The sequence below is a fragment of the Streptomyces sp. MAI_2237 genome (assembly GCF_054189285.1).
Genome location: NZ_JAJPGQ010000004.1, coordinates 130,267 through 153,777, shown reverse-complemented (window position 1 = coordinate 153,777; position 23,511 = coordinate 130,267). Strand labels below are relative to the sequence as shown.

24 protein-coding genes are annotated in these 23,511 nt (G+C 70.0%); 13 read left to right on the top strand and 11 right to left on the bottom strand.

Features of this window, described 5'->3' with window-relative positions; all coding sequences use genetic code 11:
* Positions 1-11: 11 nt before the first annotated feature.
* Positions 12-788: an alpha/beta fold hydrolase gene (locus LN251_RS27825; protein ID WP_458246932.1), complete on the bottom strand. Its 777-nt coding sequence runs from the start codon at positions 786-788 to the stop codon at positions 12-14.
* A 298-nt stretch (positions 789-1,086) separates the two neighbouring features.
* Between LN251_RS27825 and LN251_RS27820 the strand changes: the two genes are divergently transcribed.
* The 4 genes from LN251_RS27820 to LN251_RS27805 all read left to right on the top strand — a co-directional run bounded on the left by LN251_RS27820 (position 1,087) and on the right by LN251_RS27805 (position 5,436).
* Positions 1,087-2,280, top strand: a complete 1,194-nt coding sequence (locus LN251_RS27820; RefSeq protein WP_458246931.1) for an FAD-dependent monooxygenase — start codon at positions 1,087-1,089, stop codon at positions 2,278-2,280.
* A gap of 247 nt (positions 2,281-2,527) precedes the next feature.
* Positions 2,528-4,012 (top strand): FAD-dependent monooxygenase, encoded by a 1,485-nt coding sequence (locus LN251_RS27815; RefSeq protein WP_458246930.1) that lies wholly within the window; start codon positions 2,528-2,530, stop codon positions 4,010-4,012.
* 64 nt (positions 4,013-4,076) lie between these two features.
* Positions 4,077-4,841, top strand: coding sequence for an SDR family oxidoreductase (locus LN251_RS27810; RefSeq protein WP_458246929.1), 765 nt, complete (start codon positions 4,077-4,079; stop codon positions 4,839-4,841).
* A gap of 178 nt (positions 4,842-5,019) precedes the next feature.
* A complete protein-coding gene (locus tag LN251_RS27805) occupies positions 5,020-5,436 on the top strand; it encodes a HEAT repeat domain-containing protein (RefSeq protein ID WP_458246928.1) in 417 nt (138 codons plus the stop codon).
* A 174-nt stretch (positions 5,437-5,610) separates the two neighbouring features.
* On the opposite strand, the gene LN251_RS27800 is transcribed toward LN251_RS27805, so the two are convergent.
* Positions 5,611-5,853 (bottom strand): DUF6059 family protein, encoded by a 243-nt coding sequence (locus tag LN251_RS27800; RefSeq protein ID WP_458246927.1) that lies wholly within the window; start codon positions 5,851-5,853, stop codon positions 5,611-5,613.
* Positions 5,854-6,257: 404 nt separating this feature from the next.
* Between LN251_RS27800 and LN251_RS27795 the strand changes: the two genes are divergently transcribed.
* The 5 genes from LN251_RS27795 (at position 6,258) to LN251_RS27775 (ending at position 11,837) form a co-directional block, all read left to right on the top strand.
* Positions 6,258-6,878 (top strand): cupin domain-containing protein, encoded by a 621-nt coding sequence (locus LN251_RS27795; RefSeq protein ID WP_458246926.1) that lies wholly within the window; start codon positions 6,258-6,260, stop codon positions 6,876-6,878.
* Positions 6,879-6,910: 32 nt separating this feature from the next.
* Positions 6,911-7,480, top strand: a complete 570-nt coding sequence (locus tag LN251_RS27790; protein WP_458246925.1) for an NADPH-dependent FMN reductase — start codon at positions 6,911-6,913, stop codon at positions 7,478-7,480.
* 447 nt (positions 7,481-7,927) lie between these two features.
* On the top strand, positions 7,928-9,439 hold the full coding sequence (locus tag LN251_RS27785) for an FAD-dependent oxidoreductase (RefSeq protein ID WP_458246924.1): 1,512 nt from the start codon (positions 7,928-7,930) through the stop codon (positions 9,437-9,439).
* A gap of 278 nt (positions 9,440-9,717) precedes the next feature.
* A complete protein-coding gene (gene qcrB, locus LN251_RS27780) occupies positions 9,718-11,394 on the top strand; it encodes a cytochrome bc1 complex cytochrome b subunit (RefSeq protein WP_458246923.1) in 1,677 nt (558 codons plus the stop codon).
* Between the two features lie 86 nt (positions 11,395-11,480).
* Positions 11,481-11,837 (top strand): DUF3099 domain-containing protein, encoded by a 357-nt coding sequence (locus LN251_RS27775; protein ID WP_458246922.1) that lies wholly within the window; start codon positions 11,481-11,483, stop codon positions 11,835-11,837.
* An 823-nt stretch (positions 11,838-12,660) separates the two neighbouring features.
* Here the strand turns inward: LN251_RS27775 and LN251_RS27770 are convergent.
* Positions 12,661-12,897, bottom strand: coding sequence for a hypothetical protein (locus LN251_RS27770; RefSeq protein WP_458246921.1), 237 nt, complete (start codon positions 12,895-12,897; stop codon positions 12,661-12,663).
* Between the two features lie 670 nt (positions 12,898-13,567).
* Between LN251_RS27770 and LN251_RS27765 the strand changes: the two genes are divergently transcribed.
* Positions 13,568-13,909, top strand: coding sequence for a DUF397 domain-containing protein (locus tag LN251_RS27765; RefSeq protein ID WP_458246920.1), 342 nt, complete (start codon positions 13,568-13,570; stop codon positions 13,907-13,909).
* 13 nt (positions 13,910-13,922) lie between these two features.
* On the opposite strand, the gene LN251_RS27760 is transcribed toward LN251_RS27765, so the two are convergent.
* From LN251_RS27760 to LN251_RS27725, 8 genes are all read right to left on the bottom strand, one after another.
* On the bottom strand, positions 13,923-14,780 hold the full coding sequence (locus LN251_RS27760) for a helix-turn-helix domain-containing protein (RefSeq protein ID WP_458246985.1): 858 nt from the start codon (positions 14,778-14,780) through the stop codon (positions 13,923-13,925).
* A 321-nt stretch (positions 14,781-15,101) separates the two neighbouring features.
* Complete coding sequence (locus LN251_RS27755) at positions 15,102-16,058, bottom strand: hypothetical protein (protein WP_458246919.1); 957 nt, start codon at positions 16,056-16,058, stop codon at positions 15,102-15,104.
* Positions 16,059-16,381: 323 nt separating this feature from the next.
* Positions 16,382-16,648, bottom strand: a complete 267-nt coding sequence (locus tag LN251_RS27750) for a hypothetical protein (protein WP_458246918.1) — start codon at positions 16,646-16,648, stop codon at positions 16,382-16,384.
* Positions 16,649-16,765: 117 nt separating this feature from the next.
* Positions 16,766-17,332, bottom strand: coding sequence for a hypothetical protein (locus tag LN251_RS27745; protein WP_458246917.1), 567 nt, complete (start codon positions 17,330-17,332; stop codon positions 16,766-16,768).
* Positions 17,329-17,508, bottom strand: coding sequence for a hypothetical protein (locus LN251_RS27740; protein WP_458246916.1), 180 nt, complete (start codon positions 17,506-17,508; stop codon positions 17,329-17,331). The genes LN251_RS27745 and LN251_RS27740 overlap by 4 nt, the downstream gene beginning before the upstream one ends.
* A 99-nt stretch (positions 17,509-17,607) precedes the next feature.
* Positions 17,608-17,976 carry a molybdenum ABC transporter substrate-binding protein gene (locus tag LN251_RS27735; RefSeq protein ID WP_458246915.1) on the bottom strand — a complete coding sequence of 123 codons (369 nt, stop codon included), beginning with the start codon at positions 17,974-17,976 and terminating at the stop codon, positions 17,608-17,610.
* Positions 17,977-18,086: 110 nt separating this feature from the next.
* Entirely contained in the window at positions 18,087-18,842 is a 756-nt protein-coding gene (locus LN251_RS27730; RefSeq protein WP_458246914.1) for an adenylate/guanylate cyclase, read from the bottom strand.
* A gap of 94 nt (positions 18,843-18,936) precedes the next feature.
* Positions 18,937-19,653, bottom strand: coding sequence for a hypothetical protein (locus tag LN251_RS27725; RefSeq protein WP_458246913.1), 717 nt, complete (start codon positions 19,651-19,653; stop codon positions 18,937-18,939).
* Positions 19,654-19,764: 111 nt separating this feature from the next.
* On the opposite strand from LN251_RS27725, the gene LN251_RS27720 reads away from it, so the two are divergent.
* The 3 genes from LN251_RS27720 (at position 19,765) to LN251_RS27710 (ending at position 22,877) form a co-directional block, all read left to right on the top strand.
* Positions 19,765-20,493 (top strand): Crp/Fnr family transcriptional regulator, encoded by a 729-nt coding sequence (locus tag LN251_RS27720; RefSeq protein ID WP_458246912.1) that lies wholly within the window; start codon positions 19,765-19,767, stop codon positions 20,491-20,493.
* An 813-nt stretch (positions 20,494-21,306) separates the two neighbouring features.
* Positions 21,307-21,882, top strand: a complete 576-nt coding sequence (locus LN251_RS27715) for an RNA polymerase sigma factor (protein WP_458246911.1) — start codon at positions 21,307-21,309, stop codon at positions 21,880-21,882.
* Entirely contained in the window at positions 21,879-22,877 is a 999-nt protein-coding gene (locus LN251_RS27710) for a hypothetical protein (RefSeq protein WP_458246910.1), read from the top strand. The genes LN251_RS27715 and LN251_RS27710 overlap by 4 nt, the downstream gene beginning before the upstream one ends.
* Positions 22,878-23,511: the final 634 nt, after the last annotated feature.

Sequence of the window (23,511 nt, the reverse complement as noted above, 5' to 3'; positions counted from 1 at the left end):
GGTCCGTCGTCTCAGCCGGTGACGAAGTCCACCAGCGCCGGCGCCAGCACCTCCGGCAGCACCCGGTGCCACACCCCGGGCAGTTCCAGGCGCCGCCCGCCGGGCAGGGCCGCCGCCGTCGCCTTCGCGGCCGCCAGCAGCCAGTCCCCGGTGTGGTCACTGTTGACGACCAGCGTCTCCAGCGGCAGGCCGGCCAGCTCTTCCACCGGCACCCGGCCATCGCCCATGACGGCGGTGTCGTAGGGCAGGGTGTGGGCGAGAGCCTCGTTCGACGGCCACAGCGGGCTGTCCTTCCACTCCTTGATCCATGCCTGCGGGAAGCCGACGTTCTGGGCCAGGAAGTACTCCACCGCCTCCCCGCGCCGGCCCTCGGCGAGTAGCGCGTCCAGGCGCTCGGCGAAGTCCGCGGGCGGGGTACGGAAGCCCGGCACCCGGTAGGGCGGCTCGAGCAGCGCCAGTTTGCTGATCGGCGCGCCCGCCAGGGCCGCCCGCAGCGCCAGGATCGCCCCGCTGGAGCCGCCGAACACCGCGGCCCGGCCGCCGGCGTCGGCGATCACCGCCTCCATGTCCTCGATCTCGCGCTGCACCGCGTAGGCGGGGGAGTCGCCGCTCTGGCCGCGCCCGCGCCGGTCGTAGGCGTAGACGGTCAGGTGATCGGCCAGGTGCGGGACGAGCGTGTCGAAGGCCGTGTGGTCACGAAAGCCGCCGCCGAGCAGCACGATCGGGGGCCCCTGCCCGGCCTTTTCGTAGGCGATGGTGGTGCCGTCCCGCGATACGACCTTGTGCATCACACTCTCCTGTCCCACCCGTCGGGAAATTCCCGCCAATCCTGACCGGAAAGTACTCAAGCATTCGGCGGGCGGTCAACGCGGAAAACTTGAACGATGGAACCCGGCCGCGAAAATGTGCAACCTCGGTATTTCCGCAGTCGAACACCCGGCGTGCTCGAGCGGCCGTTGTCGGCGTGTTCCGGCTCCTTTACCCTGGCCGCAAAAGCGGGGACCGGCGCAAATGCGCGGACCCGATTTCTCCGAGTGACCCGGAGCGGGCCGTGTCGACGGTCCCCGATCAACCAAGGCAGGAGTTATGACCTCCCACACCCGCACCGCGCTGGTCATCGGCGGCGGCATCGCCGGTTCGACCGTGGCCATGGCCCTGCAACGCGCCGGCATCCAGGCCACCGTCCACGAGGCCTACCAGCTGACGGCCGACGGCATCGGCGGCGGCCTGAGCCTCGCCCCCAACGGCGTGCGCGCACTGGACGCCATCGGCGCCGGCGACGTCGTCCGCCGTGTCGGCACCCCCATGCGGGGCACCGTCCTGCGCACCGCCGACGGCACCCCCCTCGGCGAGATCACCCTGCCCGAAGATCTGCCGCCGTCCCGGTTCGTCTGGCGCGGCGACCTCAACCGGGCCCTGCAGGAGGAGGCGAGCGCCCGCGGCGTGCGCACCGTGCCCGGCAAGCGGCTGGTGGCGGCCGAGGACACCGGCGACGGTGTCACCGCCCGCTTCGCCGACGGCACCACCGCCCGCGCCGACATCCTCATCGGCACCGACGGCATCCGCTCCACCGTGCGCACCCTCATCGACCCGGACGCACCCCGCCCGCACTACGCCGGCCTGCTCGGATTCGCCGCCCCGCTGGCCGACACCGCCCTGCCCGCCACGGACGGAAAACTCCACGTCGGCTACGGCCCCGGCGGCTCCTTCGGCCACCTGGTGCACGCCGACGGCTCCGGCGGCTGGTTCGTCAACCTGCCCCACCCCCAGCCGCTGACACTGGCCGAAGCACGCAAGACCCCGCCCCGGCAGTGGCTGGAGACGCTGCGCCGCGCGTTCACCGGCCACTGCGACCCGGCCGCCGACCTGCTGGCCCGCACCGACCCGGCCGACCTGCTGATCACCGGCCCGCTGGAGACCATGCCGCCGGTGCCCGTGTGGAGCCGCGGCCGGATGGTCCTGGTCGGCGACGCCGTGCACGCCGCCTCCCCGAGCTCCGGCCAGGGCGCCTCCCAAGCCATCGAAAGCTCCGTCCAACTGGCGCGCTGCCTGCGCGACCTGCCCCACCGTCAGGCGTTCGCGGCGTACGAGTCGCTGCGCCGGGCCCGCGTGGAGCGCATCATCGCCCTGGCCGCCCGCACCAACGCCAGCAAGGCCGGCGCACCCGGCCGCGACGGGCGCGACCTGAAGCCCGAGCCGCTGGACTGGCAGTTCACCTACCGCATCGACTGGGACGCCCCCGTCCCCACCGCGGCACAGACGGGCGAGAACGCCGCCTGACCCCCCCAAATTCCGGCCTCCCGGAATTCGATGGCCGAATACCGATCGGATACCACTCGAAAGTCACTCGAATATCACTCGAGACGCACTCGAGGACGGCCCTTCAGTGCACTCGATCTGCTTGTAGAATTCCGTGACAGTCCGCTCGCGCGGCTATTGCACCAGGAGTGTTCGTGCCATGATGGTGCGCATCGGCGCTCGACGTCGTGAGCGGATTTGTCTCCGACGTTTCGTAGGGAGAACGTAAGTGGAAACTCGCGTCATAGTGGTCGGGGCGGGTCCCGTCGGATTGCTGCTCGCGGGTGAGATCAGACTCGGCGGCGCCGACGTCACCGTCTACGACCGGCTGCCCGAGGCGTCCGGCGAATCCCGCGCCCTGGGCTTCACCAAGCGGGTCGCCGAGATCTTCGACCAGCGCGGCCTGCTGACCCGGCTCGGCCAGTTCCGCCAGGGCCAGCGCGGCCACTTCGGCGGCGTCGGCTACGACCTGAGCAGGTTCGCCGAGAGCCACCACGGCGTGCTCGGCCTGCCGCAGTCACGCACCGAGTCGATGCTCACCGACTGGCTGGCCGAACTCGGCGTCCCCGTCCGCCGCGGCCACCACGCCGTCGCCTTCACCGAGAGCGCCGACGGCGTCGAACTGATCCTCGACGGCCCCCAGGGCCGCCACCGCGACAGCGCCGCCTACCTGGTGGGCTGCGACGGACCCGAGAGCACCATCCGCACCCTGGCCGGCATCCCGGCCCCGGGCTGGGAATCCGAACGCGGCATGTATATGGCCGACGTGACGGGCATCGAGCTGCGCCAGCGGCCCACCGGCGAGCACGTGCCCGGCGGCAACATGATCCTGGCCACCGACCTCGGCGACGGCTACTACCGGGTCCTCATCCACGACAAGAGCCTGCCCCCGCACCCCGCCGGCGCCACCTTCAGTGACGTCGCCGACGCCTGGCAGCGCATGACCGGCGAGTCCATCCACCACGGCAGCGCCCGCTGGGTGGCCGCCTTCGGCAACGGCGCCGGCCTGGCCACCACCTACCGCAAGGGCCGGATCCTACTCGCCGGAGACGCCGCACACCCCACCCCGCCGCTGGCCGGCTGGGGACTGAGCACCGGCATCCAGGACGCGGCCAACCTGGGCTGGAAACTCGCCGCGGTCGCCACCGGACGCGCACCCGACAGTCTCCTGGACACCTACCACAGCGAACGCCACCCCCTGGGCGAGCAGTTGCTGCGCAACACCCACGCCGCCACCACCTTGTACCTCAGCGGCCAGGAGATGGACCCGCTGCGCGCCGTCCTGCGCGAACTGATGGACGACGAAAACGCCGCCGAGCACTTCGCCGGCATGGTCAGCGGCCTCGGCGTCCACTACGCCACCTGCACCGGCGACCACCCGCTGCTCGGCCGGCGCCTGTCACCCGACCTCACCCTCGACCTGCCCGGCGGCGAACGCACCCGCATCGCCGAACTGCTGCGCCAGGGCCGGGGATTGCTCATCACCACCGACGGCCTGGAAGAGCCGCGCACCCTCGCGGCCGGCTGGGCGGACCGCGTCGACACCGTCCACGGCACCTGGGCACCCCACACCGCCCAGGCCCCGCCGCACCCGCTGGAGGCCGTCCTGGTCCGCCCCGACGGCTACGTCGCCTGGGCGGCGCCCGGCAGCGGCGACCTGACCGACGCGCTCGATGTGTGGTTCGGACCGGCCCGCGTGGCCGCCGGCCTCTAGCGTCCCAGCCCCAAGACCTCGGAAGAGTCCGAGACCCCCAAAGCGAAGAGGAGAACAGGGAGCGATGACCGCACCCATTCTGGTCACGGGTGGCACAGGCACGCTGGGGAGCCACGTCGTTCCCCTGCTGCAGCAGGCCGGCCGCGACGTACGCATCCTGGCACGCAAGCCCCGTGAATCCGCCAACGGCATCGAGTACTTCGCCGTCGACCTGTTCACCGGCCAGGGCATCGACCAGGCCCTGCACGGCGTCCACACCGTGCTGCACCTCGCCGGCGCCAACAAGGGCGACGACAAGGTGGCCCGCACCCTGGTGACCGCCGCGAAGAAGGCCGGTGTCCAGCACATCGTCTACATCTCCGTCATCGGCACCGACACCATGCCGCTGGGCTGGTTCAAGACCCAGCTCGAAGCCGAGAAGATCATCACCGGGGCCGGCATCCCCTGGTCCATGCTGCGCGCCGCCCAGTTCCACGACATCGTGTGGATGATGGCGCAGAAGATGTCCAAGATGCCGATCATCCCGGTCCCCGGCGGCCTGCAGTTCCAGCCGGTCGACTCCCGCGAGGTGGCCGCCCGCCTGGCCGAGCTGACCCTGGGCGAGCCGGTCGGCCGCGTGCCCGACCTGGCAGGCCCGAAGATCTACCCGCTCGGGGACCTGCTGCGCAGCTACCTCGCGGCCCACGGCAAGAGCCGCCCGATGCTGCCGATGCGCATGCCCGGCAAGGCCGGCAAGGCCTACCGCGCCGGCGACAACCTCGCCCTGAAGGGCAACGACGTCGGCAAGCGCACCTGGGAAGAGTACGTCCGCGAACGCACCGCGGCCTGACCCCCACCACGCCGCCGCTGCCGGGACACCCAACCAGGGGCCCCGGCAGCGGCGTTCACCACCCAGGCACACCGACACACCGTCTTCTCCGGCGCACCGGAGAAACGGCAGACGGACCGGGCGCAGCCCCCGGGACCCCAAGTGCGGTCTTCTTCGTGGGGCATGAGACGGTCGGGGCATGCCCCACATGACGAGCAGGTTGGAGGCGGCCCTGACCGAGGCGTCGTCTGCTTCCTGGACGCACCGCGTCCGTGCCGGGCGTGACCTTGCCGCCTTCACCGAGGTTCCCCAGGCCGCGCGAGCACTGCTGGGGCTGCTGCTGGACGGCGAGGACACGGCCGTGACCCGGCAGACGGCACAGGCCCTGGCCAGGGTGGGAACGGCGGCCGCCGTACGGCTCATCGCTCTCGCGGTCGATGACGCCGACGACAACCACGTTGACTGGCTGCAGACCGGCGTGCACGACGCCCTCGCGGGACCGGACGCTCCGCCGGACATCGCAGCGGCCTGCGGGACGCTCGCCCGCGACCCGGACGAGGCGGTTCGCCGGGGCGCCGCAGCCATCGCGACATGGACAGACGACACAAGGCGTTGACCTGACATCGTCCTGCCTGCGGGCCGGTTCATGCAGGTCGTCGACCAAGGGAGACGGGGCGCGTCGCGACCACCGGCTCGCAACCGGCCACCGCCGCCCGGACGCAGGACCCCACGGAGCACGGCCGTACCGCCCCGGTACGACCCAACTCCCCGCCTCGGTACCGTTCCTGCCTCAGCGCGGCCCCAACTCCCTTGCCAGCTCGAGCTCCTGCGCCGTCAGCGGCACCTCCGTGCACAGCCGCTCGGGGTGGCCCGCGGCCGGGCCGGTCAGCGGGCCGATCGGCCGCGTTGGGGTGGCATGCCGCAGGGCGCCCACCGTCGCACCGGGCTCGGGACCGGTGTGGAGGGTGCCGTACACCACCAGGACCCGGTAGATCTCACGCAGCACACGGCGTGGGCGCAGCAGCTTCCACACGGCCAACCTCCTCCAGTCGTCGCGGCGACAGCCGTCCCCGCCACCTTCCGGCGCCCCGGCCGAGGATCACCGCAGATCCGCTCGAGAACCACCGCAGCACGCCCCGCGCCCCGCCTCATTCCCACCGGACCCGCACCGGATGCACACCTGACACCTGCTCAGGACCCGGCGTGCCCGCCTCCCCGACCCCCACCGCCGGCGCCTCGGCCACACCCCGCCGCCCGGCGCCGGCACCCCGCCCCCGCGCCCCGGGCCGCCCGCACCCGGCGGGTTCCCGGGCCCGGCCGCGCGCGGACGGTAGTGGCATCCGGCGCTGTTCAACTGCGCCCGCGCCCCCGCACTCGGACACCTGGCCCGCCGGTTAGATCGAGGACACCGTGCCATGCGAACCGAGAGAGGACTCCATGACGCACATCGTCCACCCCGGAGACCGGCCCGAGGGCCGCCGCGGCTTCGAGATCGTCCTGTCGACCACGATGACCGACGGAGCGGCGTCACTGGTGGAGACCCATCAGGGACCCGCCTGGTCCGGGCCCCCGCTGCACACCCACGCGGAGTCCACGGAGACCTACTTCGTCGTCTCCGGCAAGCTCATCGTGCAGCTCGACGACGAGGTCGTCGAACTCGGCCCGAGCTCCATGGCCCACATCACCAGCGGCACCCGCCACACCTGGGCCACCCCGCCCGGTGAGGGCGCGCACTTTTTGACCCTGCACATGCCCGGCGGCTACGAGAACTACCACCCCACCGCGCTGCAGGCCGAGAAGGACAACGGGGGCCCGCTGACCCAGGAGGACCTGTTCAAGATCGCCGCCCGGTTCGACTGGCGTCCGGCCGGCGACAAGCCGGTGCGCCTGACCCCCGACGGCCGTCTGGTGCCGGCCGCGCAGGCCGACGACGAGGCTGCCCGCCTGCGCGAGGAGTGGCTGAAGGCCAACGGCCGCCCGGTGGAGGTCCAGCCCATCCACGAGGACGGCTTCTACGACAACAAGGACGAGGCCGCCACCGCCTCCCGCAACGGATGACCGTCCCCGCCCCCACCCTCAAGGAGCACCCCGTGAGCGACCTGAAGATCGCCGTCATCCTCGGCAGCACCCGCCCCGGCCGCAACGGCAAGCCCGTCGCCGACTGGGTCATGGCCCGCGCCGGCGCCCGCACCAGCGCCGAGTACGAACTGATCGACCTCGCCGACCATCCGCTGCCGCTCCTGGACGAGCCCGTCCCGCCGGCCCGCGCCCGCGGCCAGTACCAGAACGACCACAGCACGGCCTGGGCCCGGACGATAGCCGCCTACGACGGCTACGTCTTCGTCACCCCCGAGTACAACCACTCGGTGCCCGCCGCGCTGAAGAACGCCCTGGACTACCTGTGCGTGGAGTGGCACAACAAGGCCGCGGCCTTCGTCTCCTACGGCACCCTCGGCGGCGCGCGTGCCATCGAGCACCTGCGGGGGATCGCCAGCGAGCTGCAGATGGCCCACGTCCGCCAGCAGCTGTCGTTCTCGATGTTCACCGACTTCGAGCACTGGTCGGTGTTCAAGCCGGGGGAGCAGCACGAGGAGTCCGTGCCCGTCCTCTTCGACCAACTGGAGTCCTGGGCCCGCGCGTTGAAGACGGTCCGCGCCTAGCACCCGCCCGCGACCGCTGTGGCTGCGGTCATGTCTGTCGGCACGCCACCGTCGTCCGGAGCCGGAGCCGGGAGAGGCTTGCCCGAACCGTCACTGAGCTCGACGCAGCGCACGACCGGCCCGGGCCGGCTCGCGGGATGTCTCACCGTGTCGAGCGGACGCTCGATTCCCGCCTGACCCCCCATCGCAGGCCCCTGGACGCTCACTCGAGGCCCGGCCTCCGGCCGGCCCCCCACCCGTGACCGCCTCCGGCCCCGCACGCCGACGCCGTTCGTCCGCCCTCACCAGGCCCGTTGCGGCCCGCTACGGCGTAGCCCGGCCGGTCCCCGGCCCGGTTCATGGCAGGAGCCGCACACCCGGTGCCCCACCGCCGGCGCGGAAAGCCCCTGCCCCGCCCCTGACCGTGCGCCGCATGATGCACCCACCACTCACCGAGAGGCAGGCCAGATGAGCGTGGACGAGGCGGCACGGCGCCGGGGCGGGGGCCACGGCCACGCCGTGGTGATCGGCTCCGGTCTGGCCGGGCTCACCGCGGCGCGGGCTCTGGCCAACCTCATGGACCGGGTCACCGTCATCGAGCGCGACCGCCTGCCCCGCGGCCCCGGCCGGCGCCGCCACCTGCCCCAGGCACGGCACACGCACACCCTGGCCACCGCCGCCCTGCAGGGTTTGGAAGAGCTTTTCCCCGGCATCGGCCGCGACTTGACCGACGCCGGGGCGGTCCACGTACGGATGTCCAAGGACATGCTGGTGCTCGGCCCCGGCGGCTGGCTGGCCCGCTTCGACAGCGACCTGTCCTTACTGAGCGCCGGCCGCGACCTGATCGACGCCGTGGTCCGCGACCGGCTGCGGGCGGATGCGAAGGTGTCCTTCCTCCATGAGCACGACGTCCTGTCGCTGGAGCCCGGAGCGCAGGACACCGTCGTCGGCGTCTGGACCCGCCCCCGCACGGCATACCAGAAGGTGGCCGCGTCGCCGCGCCTGATCCCCGCCGACTTCGTGGTGGACGCCTCCGGGCGCGGCTCGCACGCTCCTCGCTGGCTGGCCGAACTGGGCTACCAGCCGCCCTGGGAGACGGTGTCCGGCACCCGCACCACCTACGCCTCCACCGTCCTGGCCCCGCCCGTGGGACACATCGCCGACTGGAACAGCCTGCTGATCATGCCGGCGCCCGGCGATGGGCGCCAGGGCATGCTCCACCCCATCGAGGGCGGCCGCTGGAGCGTGACCCTGTCCGCCGGCGACGGCACGCCACCGCCCACCGGGCATGACGAACTGCTGCGCGCCGCGGGCACCCTGCGCGACTCCCTGCTGCACGACACCCTCCGGGCCGCCACCCCCCTCGGCCCCGTCTACGCCTGCCACCAGGTGGAGAACCGCTGGCGCCACTACGAGCGGCTGCGCCGCTGGCCCGATCAGTTCCTCGTCATCGGCGACGCCTACGTCTGCCTGGACCCCGCGCACGGACACGGCATGACCCTCGCCGTGCACAGCGCCCTCGTCCTGGACCAGCTGCTGACCGCCCACGGCACCGCCGTCGGGGTCGGCCACCGGCTGCGCCGGGCCCTGGCCCACCGCCTGGCCCCCGCCTGGCAGTCGGCCGCACGCAGCGCGAGCTGGGCCCTGCACGACCAGGACGCGGCCACGGGGCTGCGCGCCCGCCTCGGCCGGCGCCACGCCGCCCGCCTGGCCACGGCCGCGACCACAGACCCCCGCGCCGCCACCGTTCTGCTCGAACGCCTCCAGAGGGCCCCGGCCCCGCCCGCCGCGCTACCGGCCCGCGGACTGCGCGGCAAGCTCCGCACCCCGCGCACCCCCACGCCCCAGCCCGCCACCACCGGCGCCGATCCCCGGCACCAGCCCGCCGCCCCGACCACATCCGGCACCGGCCCCGGCGGGCGCCCCGGCCCGGCGCCCGCCCTTCCGCGCCGAACGGCACCTCCCCTTACGGGCCGCTAAATGCCGGGCATTACTCTGCCAGGCATGAAAAGAATGGAGCAACAAGCCTCCATGCCAGGCGACTTGAGACACAAAAAGCGGTCGCTCACTATTAATTCGGCCCGAGGAAAAGGGTTGTTACCCATGAAATGCGCCGGGGCGCTCGAAAACGACTCGCAACTCGCTCGAGAAACACTCGAGTTCAGACCGGACTCCGACTCGAACGCGGTTGTCCGGCCGTGCCCCACGTCGATACCGTTCCAGCTGCTTCCGGGCACGCGAGGGGAGAGCGCGCGGCGATGAGCACCACCGAGAAAGCGTCACCGACGGCACGCGACAAGGCGTCGCAGGGCGAGCGCATAGCCGACTGGATGGACGGCCGGCTCGCGCTCTACAAATGGGGCAAGCTGACCCGCAAGGTCTTTCCCGAACACTGGTCGTTCATGTTCGGCGAGATCGCCCTCTACAGTTTCATCATCCTGCTCATCACCGGCGTCTGGCTCACTCTGTTCTTCAAGCCGGACATGACCGAGACCATCTACCACGGCCCCTACGCCCCGCTGCAGGGCGTACGGATGTCGGACGCCTACGCCTCCACCGTCAAGATCAGCTTCGAGGTCCGCGGCGGCCTGTTCATCCGCCAGCTGCACCACTGGTCGGCCCTGACCATGGTCGCCGCGCTGAGCGCGCACACCCTGCGGCACTTCTTCACCGGCTCCTTCCGCAAGCCGCGCGAGATGAACTGGCTGATCGGCTACGTGACCCTGATCCTGGCCATCCTGGAAGGCTTCGTCGGCTACTCACTGCCCGACGACCTGCTCTCCGGCACCGGCCTGCGCATCGCCGAGGGCGTCACCCTCGCCATCCCCCTGGTCGGCACCTACCTGCAGATGTACCTGTTCGGCGGCGAATACCCCGGCACCGACATCGTCTCCCGCTTCTACAGCATCCACATCCTGCTGATCCCGGGCGTGCTGGTGGCTCTGGTCACCGTCCACCTGATCCTGGTCTTCTACCACAAGCACACCCAGTTCCGCGGAGCCGGCCGCTCCGAGAAGAACGTCGTCGGCCAGCCCCTGGTGCCCGTCTACACGGCCAAGGCCGGCGGCTTCTTCTTCATGGTCTTCGGCGTCCTCGCCGCGATGGCCGCCATCGCCCAGATCAACCCCGTGTGGACCTACGGCCCCTACCGCCCCGACCAAATCTCCCAAGGCTCCCAGCCCGACTGGTACATGGGCTTCCTCGAAGGCGCCCTGCGGGCCATGCCGCCGTGGGAAGTCTCCGCCGCCGGCCACACCGTCAACCTCGGCGTCATCGTCCCCGCCGTCATCCTGCCCACGATCATGCTCCTGCTGATGGGCGCCTGGCCGTTCATCGAGGCCTGGGTCACCGGCGACCGGCGCGAACACCACCTGCTGGACCGCCCGCGCGAACAGCCCGCCCGCACCGCCTTCGGCTGCGCCTTCATCGCCCTGTACCTGGTGCTGTTCTTCGGCGGCGCCAACGACGTCCTGGCCGAGTTCTTCCACCTGTCGGTCAACCAGATCACCTATGTCGTCCGGGCCGGCATCTTCGTCGTCCCGGTGGTGACCTACATTGTCACCAAGCGGATCTGTCTCGGCCTGCAACTGCGCGACCGCGACAAACTCCTGCACGGCCGCGAGACCGGACGCATCCGCCGGCTGCCGCACGGCGAGTTCGTCGAGGTCCACGAACGCCTCGACCGCGACAGCGAATACACCCTGCTCTCCCGCGAGCCCCAGCAGGCCCTGCCTGCTCCCCCCGCCGCACGCGGGGGAGTGCCCAACCCCGACCTGCGCAAGCAGCTGCTGCGCCACCGGCTGCAGCGCTGGCTGTACGGCGACCAGATCGCCAAGCCGACACCGCAGCAGATGCACCAGGCCCTGAACCACCACACCACCCCCGCCAACGGCACGCCCGTCGAGGCCCCGGACGCAGAGGCGGAACTGCACTGACCCGGCCAACGGCCCAGTGAGGCGGCGCGGGTGACCGACCCCCCGGGTCACCCGCGCCGCTGCCGCCGCACGCCGACGGAGGTCTCATGACCCGAACCGCACCAGCCCGCACCGCATCCGGACCGCAGAGCATCACGAGCGCACGCACAGGCCTGTCCGAAGACGTACGCGCCCGTCAACGGCGTTATGTCACAGCGATGGTGGTGCGCACCCTCTGCGTGCTCGCGATGGCCCTGACCTGGGACCGCTGGCGAATCCTGGCCGTCTCGGCCCTGGTGGGCGGAGTCGTCATCCCCTACGTGGCGGTGGTAGCGGCCCAGGCCGGCTGGCGCCAACAGCGCGGAGCCCGACCGACATTGACGCGAACACCACCTGAGCCCACCGCCCGCATCCTGCTGGAACCCACAAAGATCTTTCCTTCGGATCAAACGACGGCCCCCTGACCGCCATCCCACCTGTGCTCAGGATTCCTCCCGCCCGCCGGTGGCATGAGCGATCCCGGGCCGGCGCAGCGATCTCCTACCACGCGCCAGGCAACAGCCCACGAGCGGCCGTCACCCACCAGCACGCAAGTGGCGACGATCGTTGCATTCTCGATACGGACAGCCTTCGAGGGCGATCCACTGACCCCTTCGACGATCTACTGCTGCGTCAGGCGGGCCGCTTCACGGACACCGAGTCCTCGAACAACTCACCACCACCCTCAGGCCTTCGGGCAAGGTCGCTCCAGGGGCGGCTCCGGAACCTTATGGCGGCGGCCCTTGCGGTTGGGGCGAGGTGGGGGAGCCTCTCGTGCCATGTGCCGCAAGGACCGCCGGTGCTGAGGCTCTGCGGCGGGGGGATGCCGCGGAGCCTCATGGGATGACCTGGCGCCGTCATCGGCAGGCCGGTCACCTGTTCCACTCTTCGCGCGGATGCCCCGCTTCCGACACTTCCAATCCGACCGTTGAGGACGCCGGTGCCGGCTGGGCGTCGGCGAAGTTCGCGCGATGGTGCCCTCTGCCTGCCTGCCTGCCGAGGCCAAGGTGAACCAGTCGTTGGTCACCCCGCCCGAGAACGCACTGTCCTGCCTGCTGGCGTCAACCACACCCACCCAGAACGGAATTGCCGCCGAGACGAGCCGCCAGTGAAGTCCGTTTCGCCAGGCCACTGCCCCGTGGGGCCAACGCTGTTGCGGATGAGGCAACCATGAAATGCGTCGGCTAGATCGTGGAGCGCACCGGCGCCCGAGCCCGCCGGGAGATGCTTGGCCCGGGCGCGGGTGGTTCAGGCGCGGCGCAGCAGGGTGGCCGCCGTGGTGATTCCGGTGGTGCCGATGAGTCCGGCGGTGGTGGCCGCAGCGGCGTGATCGGTTACCAGGACCATGGTGAGGACCGCGGAGGTGAGGGCACTGATGACGATGATCAGTGCCAGGGCCGTCAGCGGCCACGAGGGGCGCTCGGGTTCACGGGCAGCAAGGTCGGAGGTTGTGGGAGGGGGCTCGGGAGGCGAAGACTGGCTCATGAAGGTCTCCGGGCGGTCGGGGAGGAAAACAGGAGTTTTCCTCCCGAGGAGTGAGAAGCACCGGTGGCAGCCGGCTCACTCTTTTAATTTCCCTTCCGCCTGCGAATGAATCCATTCCGGTCTACGCTGCGTACCTTGCGGAGGGCCTCTCCGGGCACGGGTGTTCGTTGAATAGGTCGGGCGTTCGAGCGGGCTGTTCATCGCGGGCCGCGAAGTGTGCTACATATGCACGTATGGCCCCGCATGCACGCATGCGGGGCCATAACAGATTATTTGGTTTTTGGCGGCCTGCTGCCACAGGGAGTTCCACCAGTGCTTCTCTCGCCCTTCCGCACCACCCATGAGGGCCGACGGTGCGGCGACCGTTCTTGTGGAGGTTGTCCCCCAATCTGCCATGTGGCAAACCGGCGCATGGAGTTTCCTGCTGAAGCATTCTTGGTGGCTGCGGTCGGTCACCTGCCGACCTGCTTCGCGGATTTTGGACGGGATCACTTCGGTCGGCTGGCAAGGGGTCCCGCCGGGAGCACGCTTCACCATGCTGCCCACCCGGCGCACCGACCAACCAACGTGAAGCGCCAACGCGCACGCAGGCGCGCGCGGGGCGCTGTGCGCCTGAGACTTCATTCGAGTCTCCCGCACAGGAAAGCGGCCTCACATCTCGTGTCCAGCCGTGCACCCCCCGTACATCTTGTCTCGGGCGTGCAGTGCTCACGCCAACATTCGGGCGACACTCCGGTGTCGTTTTGCTGACGTTGCCACACCGCGACGGGCTGATCGCCATAATGACCCCCGTCGCTCCTCGGAAAAAGGGATAAACGTGCTCCACAGTAATGGCGTCTGGGTTAAGAGTTCCCACAGCGAGTCGGGTGCCTGTGTCGAGGTCTCCTTGAGGGAGAGGTTGAGCGTGCGCGATTCGAAGGACCACCGCATGCCTCAACTGGGTTTCGGTGCGACTGCATGGACGAGCTTCACGGCATCGCTGCGAGCGGAAGATTCGATTACCGAAATCTGACGCACTTCGACCGTTAGTTGCTGTCCTGGCCGAGGAGCACTTCTTCAGAAATTGGCCTGGCGAATCCCCCACGCTCCACCTCGAGGAAAGCATCTAGGTAGTCGGCCGGGCCCATACCTCTCCGGTTCGGGCCCGGTGAGCGTTCATTCAAAAGCGCTTCGCCGTCAGTGGTCTCCAGGTAGGCCACCAGATCGCTGTCGTCGAAGGTGAATACCTGGTACGGAGTGCGGAACAGGGGATAGGCGCCGGCGCTGAACGGGACGTAATAGACCATCACATTCGGTAACTCGCTGATGCGGAGCAGGGTTTCGCACTGCTGCCGCATGACCTCCCGGCCGCCGATGGTGCGGCGCAGCACCGACTCATCCAGGATGAAGAAGAACTGCGCCTCCTGGACCGACAAGATCTGCTGGCGGCGGATCCGCAACTCGACACGTCGCTCGGTCTCCTCGGAACGGTCACCCTCGATCGTCTGCAGCAGCGCCCGGGCGTACTCTTCCGTCTGCATCAGCCCCGGCATGGCGTTGCGCTCGAAGGCCCGCACGATCCGCGCGGACTCCTCATACGCGATGTAGGCCTCCAGCTCCGGCGTCATCACGCCCCGGTAGGGCGCGAACCACGGCAACTGGCGAGCGGCCCGGGCCAGCGCAGTGATCGCCTGCCGTTCCTCGGGGGACAGCCCGTAGGCGTCCGCCATCGCCATCGCGTCGGTGACGCTGACGCCGATCCTCCCGTTCTCGATACGGATGACCTTCGAGGGCGACCAACTGAAACCGTCGGCGACCTGCTGCTGCGTCAGGCCGGCCGCTTCGCGGGCCTTCTTGAGCCGATCCCGCAGCCGCTGCCGAAGAAACATCGGGTTCTCTGACATCGTCACAGCCCTCGCCCCCCTTGTGAGCCCCCGCGCCCGAGCAGCACGCCCCTGAGAACGACGTTCGTGAGACGCATGCCGTCGATGGCGGGCGGCACACAGCTTCCCCACACAGTGCTTGATGGCACCGCGCAGCCTGCCTGAAGCGAGCGTACTGAGCTGACACCCACCCAAGTGCTGGCTTACGGGATTCACCATGGCCGACGTCCACACGATGTCGTGCTAGGTAGCAGAGTCCTTCCCCCGGTCCCGGAGGGCAAGACACGTGCTGCACGCGAGGACACTCTGACCGGAACGACGCCAGCGTCCTGCGTCAGCAGTTCAACGTGAGTGGTTGTGCGACTTCTGCTGCTGGTGCGTCAGCCCTCGTCGGCCCTCCTGGCTTGTTCGGGCCGTGCGATGCTCTCCGCGACCGATGCAGCCCTGCGAGCTTGTCGGGGCGGACGAGCGGTCATCAGGTCGCGGACGCCTAGTTGTGGGCAGAGCCCGGGGCATGAGGCTCGAGGCGGGCGGGCGCCGGAGTGGTGGGCGGGGTTGAGGTGGGCGTTGCTGTCCTGCGTCCTGGTAGGGGTTGGTGATGGTGTGGCGGCGCTGGGCGGCTGCCAAGACGTCGGAGGGGAAGGCGGGGCCGACGGTGCAATGGCGGGCTTTGGTGTTGCCGACGGGGGGCAACAGGCCGGTGCGGGTGAGGGTTTGGATGTCGCGAACGGCTTGCTGGTTGCTCAGGGCTTCGGCTTTCACGTAGCGGAATCGGCGCACCCGGCCGGTCATGGCGACTTCGTGCAGGGCGGTGAGTTGCCGTTCGGCGAGGTGGAGGCGTTCGGTGTGCTCGGCGAGTGCGAGCCAGACGTCGGTGGAGCGCTTGACGCGGTGCCGCACGCGCTGGGACTGCTCGTGGTAGGCGCGCAGGTTGAAGCGGACCCAGGGCAGGGTGTCGCGGTCGGGAGAGTAGACGGGTTCTCCCACCTCGCGCAGCACCTGGTAGTACTCCCAGGTGTGACCGGGCATTCCCAGCCATTCCTCGACGGAGGAGAACTCCGGGGCCAGCACCCCCTGGCGGGCGATGAGGAGAGTCCGCAGGCTGCGTGACATACGCCCGTTGCCGGGTAGCCCTCGATGGTGTTGGACGCTGCGATGGCCGATGCGGTCAGCGACCGTCTGAGGGCGGCCGTCCCCTTCAGGCTGCTGGACGACGTGCCGCAGGTCGCGGCGCATGGAGGCGATCTCTTCGAGCACGCGCGCATCGAATGCCGGGAGGGACGGCGTCGCATACAGCATGACTGATATCCAGTGCCTATCGTCCGTCAATGTGGGGGGTTACACAGGGATGCCCCGTCCCCGCCGCGGGCGGCGCGCTCCGGTGCAACACCCGGACGGCTCGACGGCCGGCGCGATGCCGGTCCGGCCAACAGCCGTCCGTATCGCCACAGTCGGGTTGGAGAGTGAGGTCTGACGGAGGTCAACGGCATGCCGGACAGCATGTGGCACGGTGATCACCCGGGAGCAGGGGCCTTGCGGCACCGTGCCCTGTGCGTGCCAGGTGAGGCTCTCGGAGCGGAAGCAAGCCGTGCGTGGCGCGGGGCGTTGGTGCCTGTGTTCGTTCATATTTCGTTGAAGCCGCGAGACGCGTCGTAGATGTCCACCTCGATGAAGACCACGAAGAACGTCGTCACGACGTAGTGGACCATCACCCGGTCTTCCCAGGCCGCGCGTGTCACGGTGTCGCTGGTGTAGGCGAGATGGGTGTCGGCGTCCTCCGGGTCGGCGGCGATCCTGTCGACGAGCCGGAGGAACTTCTCCCGGTCCTCGGCCGGCATGTAGTCACGGAATCGCACGACCTGCTCGGTGAACTGCACGCGTCTCTTCATCGGGGCGGGATTCTATGGACAGGGTGCGGGACCCCGCCGGGATTATCGGGCGGGGTCCACGGGGCGCAGCCGGCCCGGTCGGCGGCGCCGGAAGAGCCCGGCGAGTCCGGGTCCGCGTCAGGTTCCGGACTGCGTCCGGGCGTGCCGGTGGTGGATGGTGTGGTGGAGGGCCGGGTCGAGGGCGCGCAGGGCCATCTCGACGTCCTCCCGCAGGCGGCGCATGACGCTCACGCCGTCGGTGACACCGTCCGACAGGGTCCAGGTGCGGATGCCCCAGACCGCGTCCGTGCCGGCGGCTCCGGCCGGGCGCAGTGCGAGGGACGCGGTGAAGTTGCGGCGGGACAGGGCGCTGCCGTACGCAACGACGATCTCGGTGTCCGTCGTCTCCAGGACGTAGGCGTCGGCCAGCAGGGCCGGGCACCCCGGAGCGAGTCGTACGGACGACAGGACCGCCTGCTGGATCTCCGGCACGCCGGCCGCGACGGTGAAGTGCACCTCCTCGGCGACCAGTCGCTGTCCGTCGCGGTGGTCGCGCCGGGCGAACACGTGCTGCTTGGCCTTCGCCCGGGTGTAGGCCGTGAGTTTCCCCCACAGGACGGCCAGAGCGATCAGTGCTGCCAGCGCCAGGACGCCGAGCAGCGGCCCGGGGATCCCTCCCGGCTCGCCGGGCGACGTCCCGTTCACCGGCCGCGGCTCTGGTCGCGCATCTTCCTGCCCGCGGCCGCGGTGCCGGCGCCGACCATGGCGAGCACCCCGTAGGTGATGAACAGACCGAGGTCGGTCGTGCCCACCTTCAGCATCGCGGCCATGACCACGAACAGGGCGGTGCCCGCCCCCATCAGTACCTTGTCGACACTCAACCGATTCCCCGTCCTCGTCGTCGTTGTTCGATCTCTTCCGGCAGCGGCACGGTGCCCGCCTTGCCGGTCCTCGCGTCTCACCGGCCGGTCCGTGACCGGTCACGGGAAGGACGTGCCCATCCCGAGCGGGTGGCCGCAGAGCGTGGCGATGTTCGTGGTGGCGTTGCTCAGCTCCAGGCCGTTGGTGGAGTCGGAGTCCGAGATGCTCTGCAGTTGCTTCGCGTCGGAGGACAGGTCCTCCGGGCCCTCGTAGCGGTCGGCCACGTCCGCGAGGTCGCCCGCGGCCGAGAACACCGGGTTGCCGAACACGCGCCCGATCCCCATCCGCTCGCTCAGGGAGTCGTACTGGTCGCAGACCTCCTTCTTGGACGTCGGCCCCGTGGCGCACGCGGTGGCGGTCAGCATGAACAGCCCGACGGCCGCCACGGCCACCGCGATACGCCGTGCGGCCAGGACATGGTGGGTCATTCCTTGTCTCCGTTCCGTTGTCGTTTTTCCTGTTGCTGGACCAGCCCTGCTGGTCCTGCTGGTCTGGCGGTTCTTGCCGTGCGCGCTCCGGGCCCGGCCGGTCCGGGGCTTTACCGGCCGCCGCGCCACCAGCGGGAACGCGGTTCGGACGGCAGGCTCACGTGGGCGTCGCCCGCCGCCACGACCGCGCCGTTCATGTGCACGTTGCGGCCCGCGTTGACGGACACCCCGCCGCGCCGGTCCTCGGCGCGCTCCTCGTTTGTCGCGGCCGCCGACTCCCGCGCGATCCGCATCGCGCAGGCGTTGTCCCCGGCCACGTGGAGCCAGCCCCTGACACGGGTCTCCTTGACCTGGAAGGCGACGGCGTGGAACGTCGTGGGTTCCACGCCCGGAAGCCCCGCGCGCACCGCCGAGTCGTGGACCGCCTCGGACACCAGCAGTGCGGTGTCGCTCGTGGCCCCGTCCAGCGCCTGCCGCAACGGCTCCCCGTCGCACAGCCGGAAGACGTAGTTGACCGCGTTCCCGGCGAAGCCGTGGCTGTCGCGGTGCACCGCGCCGGCGTGCACGGCGATCCGCAGCCGCAGCAGCGGGTCGCTGCGCCGCCGGGAACCCAGCGCGTGCTCCAGCCGCGGAAGCACAGTGGTGAACAGGGTCTCCACCGGCAGGGCCGGCGGCATGACGATCAGCACACCGTCGCCGCGGTCCTCGTGCGGGCACAGGTCCCACAGTTCGTCGCCGAACGCCGAGCGCAGTTCGGCGTAGAGGTCCTCCCGGCTGCGCAACTGCTCGCGGTCGCTGCGCGAGCTGAACCCCTTGATGTCGGCGAAGAGCAGATGGGACTGCTGGGCGTGGCTGCTCACAGGCATGTCACTTTCGGTGGCTGGGCCCGCCCGGAGGCGAGGCCACGGGCAAGGCGGAGGACCGGGGGCGTGAGGGGAGCGGATGCAGGGGCGGCGGGGGCTAGGTCGTCGGGATCTGGAACATGCCGCACTTCAGTTCCTGGCTGCGCGCGTCGACCAGCGACAGGAAGACCCCGGCGCCGCAGAGCTTCAGCAGCCCGTAGTCGGTGGAGTTGAGCTGCCAGCGCCCGCCGGATTGGACGAGACGCACCGTGCCCTGCTTGCGGCCCTGCCAGCTCAACATGACCTGGGCGCCCGTGCCGTTCGTCTCGGGCGCGCCGATCCCGACCTGGTCGACACGGTCCCGGTACGACGGAGCCTTCGTGGCGAACGACGAGGTCATCGTCGTCTCGCAGGTGCTGTCACCGGGCTGCGCGAGCATGCACCAGGACGGGGCGTCTGCGAGGCGCTCGGCGACGCGGATCTGCTCGACCGTGTGGAGGGCGCCGCTGAGACCCGGCTCGGTCACCACGGATGTGTCGACGCCGGAGTCGGAGCCGAGGGAGACCCCGGTCCAGATCGAGCCGGACAGGACGACGACCGCCACGCCACCCGCCAGCAGGGGATTGGCGATGGCCCATTGCCTGGCCTTCTGGACGATCGTGATCTTGTCACCGGCCACGACGTCACCGACATGCGCGTCGCGGCCGGCGACGACCGCACCCCGCCGGATGCTGGTGTCGCGTCCCGACTGGATGTTCACCTGGTTCTGTCCGCCGTGCGCGTCCTGTCCCTGCAACGGGTTCCGGCCTTGCGACGACCCCTGGTATCCGGGCATCTGTCATACCTGTCTACTCATGTGCCTACAGGCCACATAAGAGCAGCATCAAGTTGATCAAAAGGATGCAAGTGCCTCGTTGCGCGGCCCTGTTTCGAGACGCTGTCTCGGGTGACGTACAAGACCTTCTGGGAAACCCTCGACGCCGACGAGCGCAAGGCCATGGAGCGGGTCGGGCGGCTCCCGCGGCTCCCGCTCGAACCCGGTGAGACCGTCTTCAGGCAGAGCGACGCCGCCGACCGGGCCGCCCTGATCATCAGCGGCAGATGCCGGGTGCTGTGGCACGGGGAGAGTGACCGTACGACCTATCTGGCCACCCGCCGGGGCGGTGAACTCGTCGGCGAGATGGGCTTACTGGACCGCGGCCCGCGCAACGCGACCGTCACGGCACTGACGCAGACCTACGTCCGCTGGTACGGGCGCGAGGCGTTCGAGGGACTGCTCACGGAGCATCCGGGCATCCTGCGGAAGGTGTTTTTGACGGTGTGCACGCGGCTCAAGGAGTCCGACCACCACCGGATCGTGATCGCGGGCGCCCCCGCCCGGCTCAGGCTCAGCCGGCTGCTGCTGCGGCTGGCGGAGGCGGAGGGAGTGAGCACCCAGCTGGGTATCGAGATCCGGGAGGTGACGCAGGAGGATCTCGGCGACTGGCTGGGCATGGGCCGAGAGGCGGCCGGCCGGCGGGTCAGGGAGCTGCAGGCACGGGGCTTCCTCGACGACTCCCCGGCGAGGTCCCGCATCGTCGTCATCGACGCCGAGGGACTGCGCCGGCACGCGTTCGGCACAGACATCCAGGACACCCCCACGGACACCCGGGAGACTCCGACGGACATGCCGTGACGTGCGTCGCCGTCCCGCCCGCGTTCACGCCGGGACGATGGACGGAGCGCCAAGTGGGCGCCGGGCGCCGCGACCGCCGCAGCTTCACGGACGGCGGCGGACCGGGCTCCCCGCGGCAGATGCCGTCGGCGCTGGTGGGCGGAGTCGTCATCCCGCGTGTGGCGGTGGTTGTGGCGCAGGCGGGCGGGCGCCAACAGCGCGGCGCCCGCCCCGCACTGCCCCGAACACCACCTGAGCCCGCCACCCGATCCTGCTGGAGACCCAGCGAAATCCTCCCCCCGGGGGGCAACACGGTCCCCTGACCGCCACCCTGCCGATGTCACGACCCCTCCTGCCCGCCCGACGACCGAAGTGGGTCCCCGAGGACCGGTCGACGCAGGAGAACCACCCACAGATCGGGCCTCCCGTGCGGTACCCCGGATTGCTGATGCGAGGTACGCGTGCGTTCGTGGGCGTGCAGGCCGGCGTTGTGGCGTGTCGTCTCGTTCGCACCTTCGTGACCAGGCGAATGTCACAACTCCGGGAAGAATCAGCACTGTTGTGGTGCGTGAGGATCAACCGACACGCATCTCCCGTGGAAAGGGTGCGGCATGGAGCCTGTGATTGCCGGAGCGGTGGTGACCGTGGCCGTCAGCGTCGTGAACGCCGTCGTGAAGATCGCGTCGCGGCAGTTGACCACCTCGGTGGAGATAGCCCTCATCACCGAGACGGCACGGACCGACAGGCTCCGCTGCCTGACGGGGCAGGAATCGGCCCTCCGACGCGGCCGGCGTCTCCAGCTGGGGCCGGCCGCCCGGATGGGGGGTGAGGGCCGTGGAGGACGCCCTCAGCGTTGACGTCGGCCTTGCCGAGCCTCTGGAAGCAACCACTGAACCGCAGCCCGGAATCCAGCTTGCCGGGGCATTGCACGACCAGCAGTATCCGGCACTCGTCCGGTTCCTTCTGCTGCAGGGAGCGTCCTGGAACGAGGCTCAGGACGCCGCGCAGGACGCCTTCACGCAGATGTGCGCCCCGGGCGTGGCCATCGCCCACCCCCGCGCCTGGCTCCGCAAGGTCGCCTGGCGATCCTGGGTGAGCCAGCAGGTCAAACTCGAAGAGAGCTGTGCGGACCTGCCCGAGCCGCAGCTGAGCCTGCGCTGGCAGACCCCGGCTCACGCCGCCGAACTCGGAGAAGAGGAGCGCCTGGTGATCTCCTTACTGCTCCAACTCCCGGCCAAACAACGCGCCGCGATGGCCTGGCATCTGGACGGCTTCACCACCCAAGAGAGCGCACGCGCCATGGGCACGACCCAGACCGCCGTACGCCAGAACCTCGCCCGCGCTCGAGCCGCCCTCAAACAAGGCCTGCGCCTGCAAGGCCACGCCGCCGAGGGGAGGGGGCAGACATGACGGGCCGCGAGTCCCGCACGGCGAACGAGCCCGGCGACCCCCGCCACATCGCGCTCGATCACCTGCTGGCGGCCGTCCATGACCAGCTGGGCGTCGCCATCAACGACCGCATCAACGCCCAGGGCGGCCCGCCCGAGTTGCGCACCCCAGACCTCACACTGGACCGTCTCCTGGCCGCAACCCACCGCAACCTGGGCTCCGCCGTCGATCGCCGCTTGTCCCAAGACGCCCGCGACGCCCTCAACCAGCGCAACAGCTCACCGCAGCCTCACCCGGCCGGGCGAGTAACGCTGCCCCGCCGCCCTGCCGCCATCCGCGTCAAATACCGCGAGGAAGCCCTGCGCCTGGTGCAGCGTTACTGGCCGCAGGACCTGGCCAAAGCCCTGCGTGCCGCCGTGCGCATGGTCCAAGATCTGTGTGACCTCCTGAGCGATGCGACCCAGCCACTGGGCTCCGCCGACGTCGTACTGGACCAGCTGCGCACACAGCTGGAGGGCATGTCCCAGCTGCCCCAACCCCCACGGCCTGCCAGCGGCGCCGCCCAGATGGACTACCTCGGTGCTGTCGAGGCAGTCCTTGCCGGGCCGGCGGAACGACTGGCCGGTGAACTCCACAGCATCCGCGAGCTCCTCGACGAAGAGGTGGCCCCCACCGTCGCCGCGCTCGAAACGGCCGGCCGCTCCTACCTGTTCGGCGTCAACGCAGTCACCCAGGACCTCATCGACGATCTGGCCCGCAGCTGCGAGGAGGCGGACGCACTGGCGAGGGCCGTCGCGGAGGTCGAACAGGCCAGCAACGACTTCATCGGCGCGGACCTCACCGGTGCCCAGCTCGACGGACTGCTCCTGGAAGGCATCCTCTGGGACGCCACCACGCTGTGGCCACCACAGTGGGAGATTCGCATGCGCCGCGCCTCACTGCCCTGTGACGAGGAAGAGGGGATTCTCGTCGTTGCCGCGGAAGGATCCGGCTCAGTGCTCCATGCGGAGGTGTAGCACCGGGAACTCGGTGTGCATGATCGAGTCGACACGCAGGGAGGGTCTCCTTCGCATGTGCGGTCCTAATACGGCGGAGCCCTTCATCTCCAGGGTGCACCGCACGCGCTCATCGACACCTACCGCGACCCTGACACGGACGAGAACGGCGCCGACACCACACAGGTACGCATCCACACCACGCCTTCCGCCTCATAACGGAGCGATGGACCACAGCCCGATGCAGCATCTCCCCACCCGTCTCGGCTCCGCCCTCGTGGGCGTCGGCCTGCGAATCGGGCGCATGTCTCGTCGACTGATCCCAAGGCCACGCGGCCGCAGCGTCGAAAGCCGCGTCCGGGCCGGATCGAGACGCCATAGCAGGCTGGCGTGGTGGCTTGCTGGGTCAGAGCAGCAGGGTCCCAAACCGAGACGGGATGCGATCGCGCCCAGTCACCAAGGTCTGCAATTTGCCGACCGTACCGCTTCTGCCGCATCGGATTATGAGGGAGTTGGCCTTCTCGGATCCCGGATGCCTGGATATCGGTCGGTGTCTGTACGGGTAGCCCCACCCTGCATAGCAACTAGCCTGTAGGAATAGTTGCGATTCTGGGGCTGGGGCGGGATACTGGTCTGGAGCTACCCGCGAGACTGC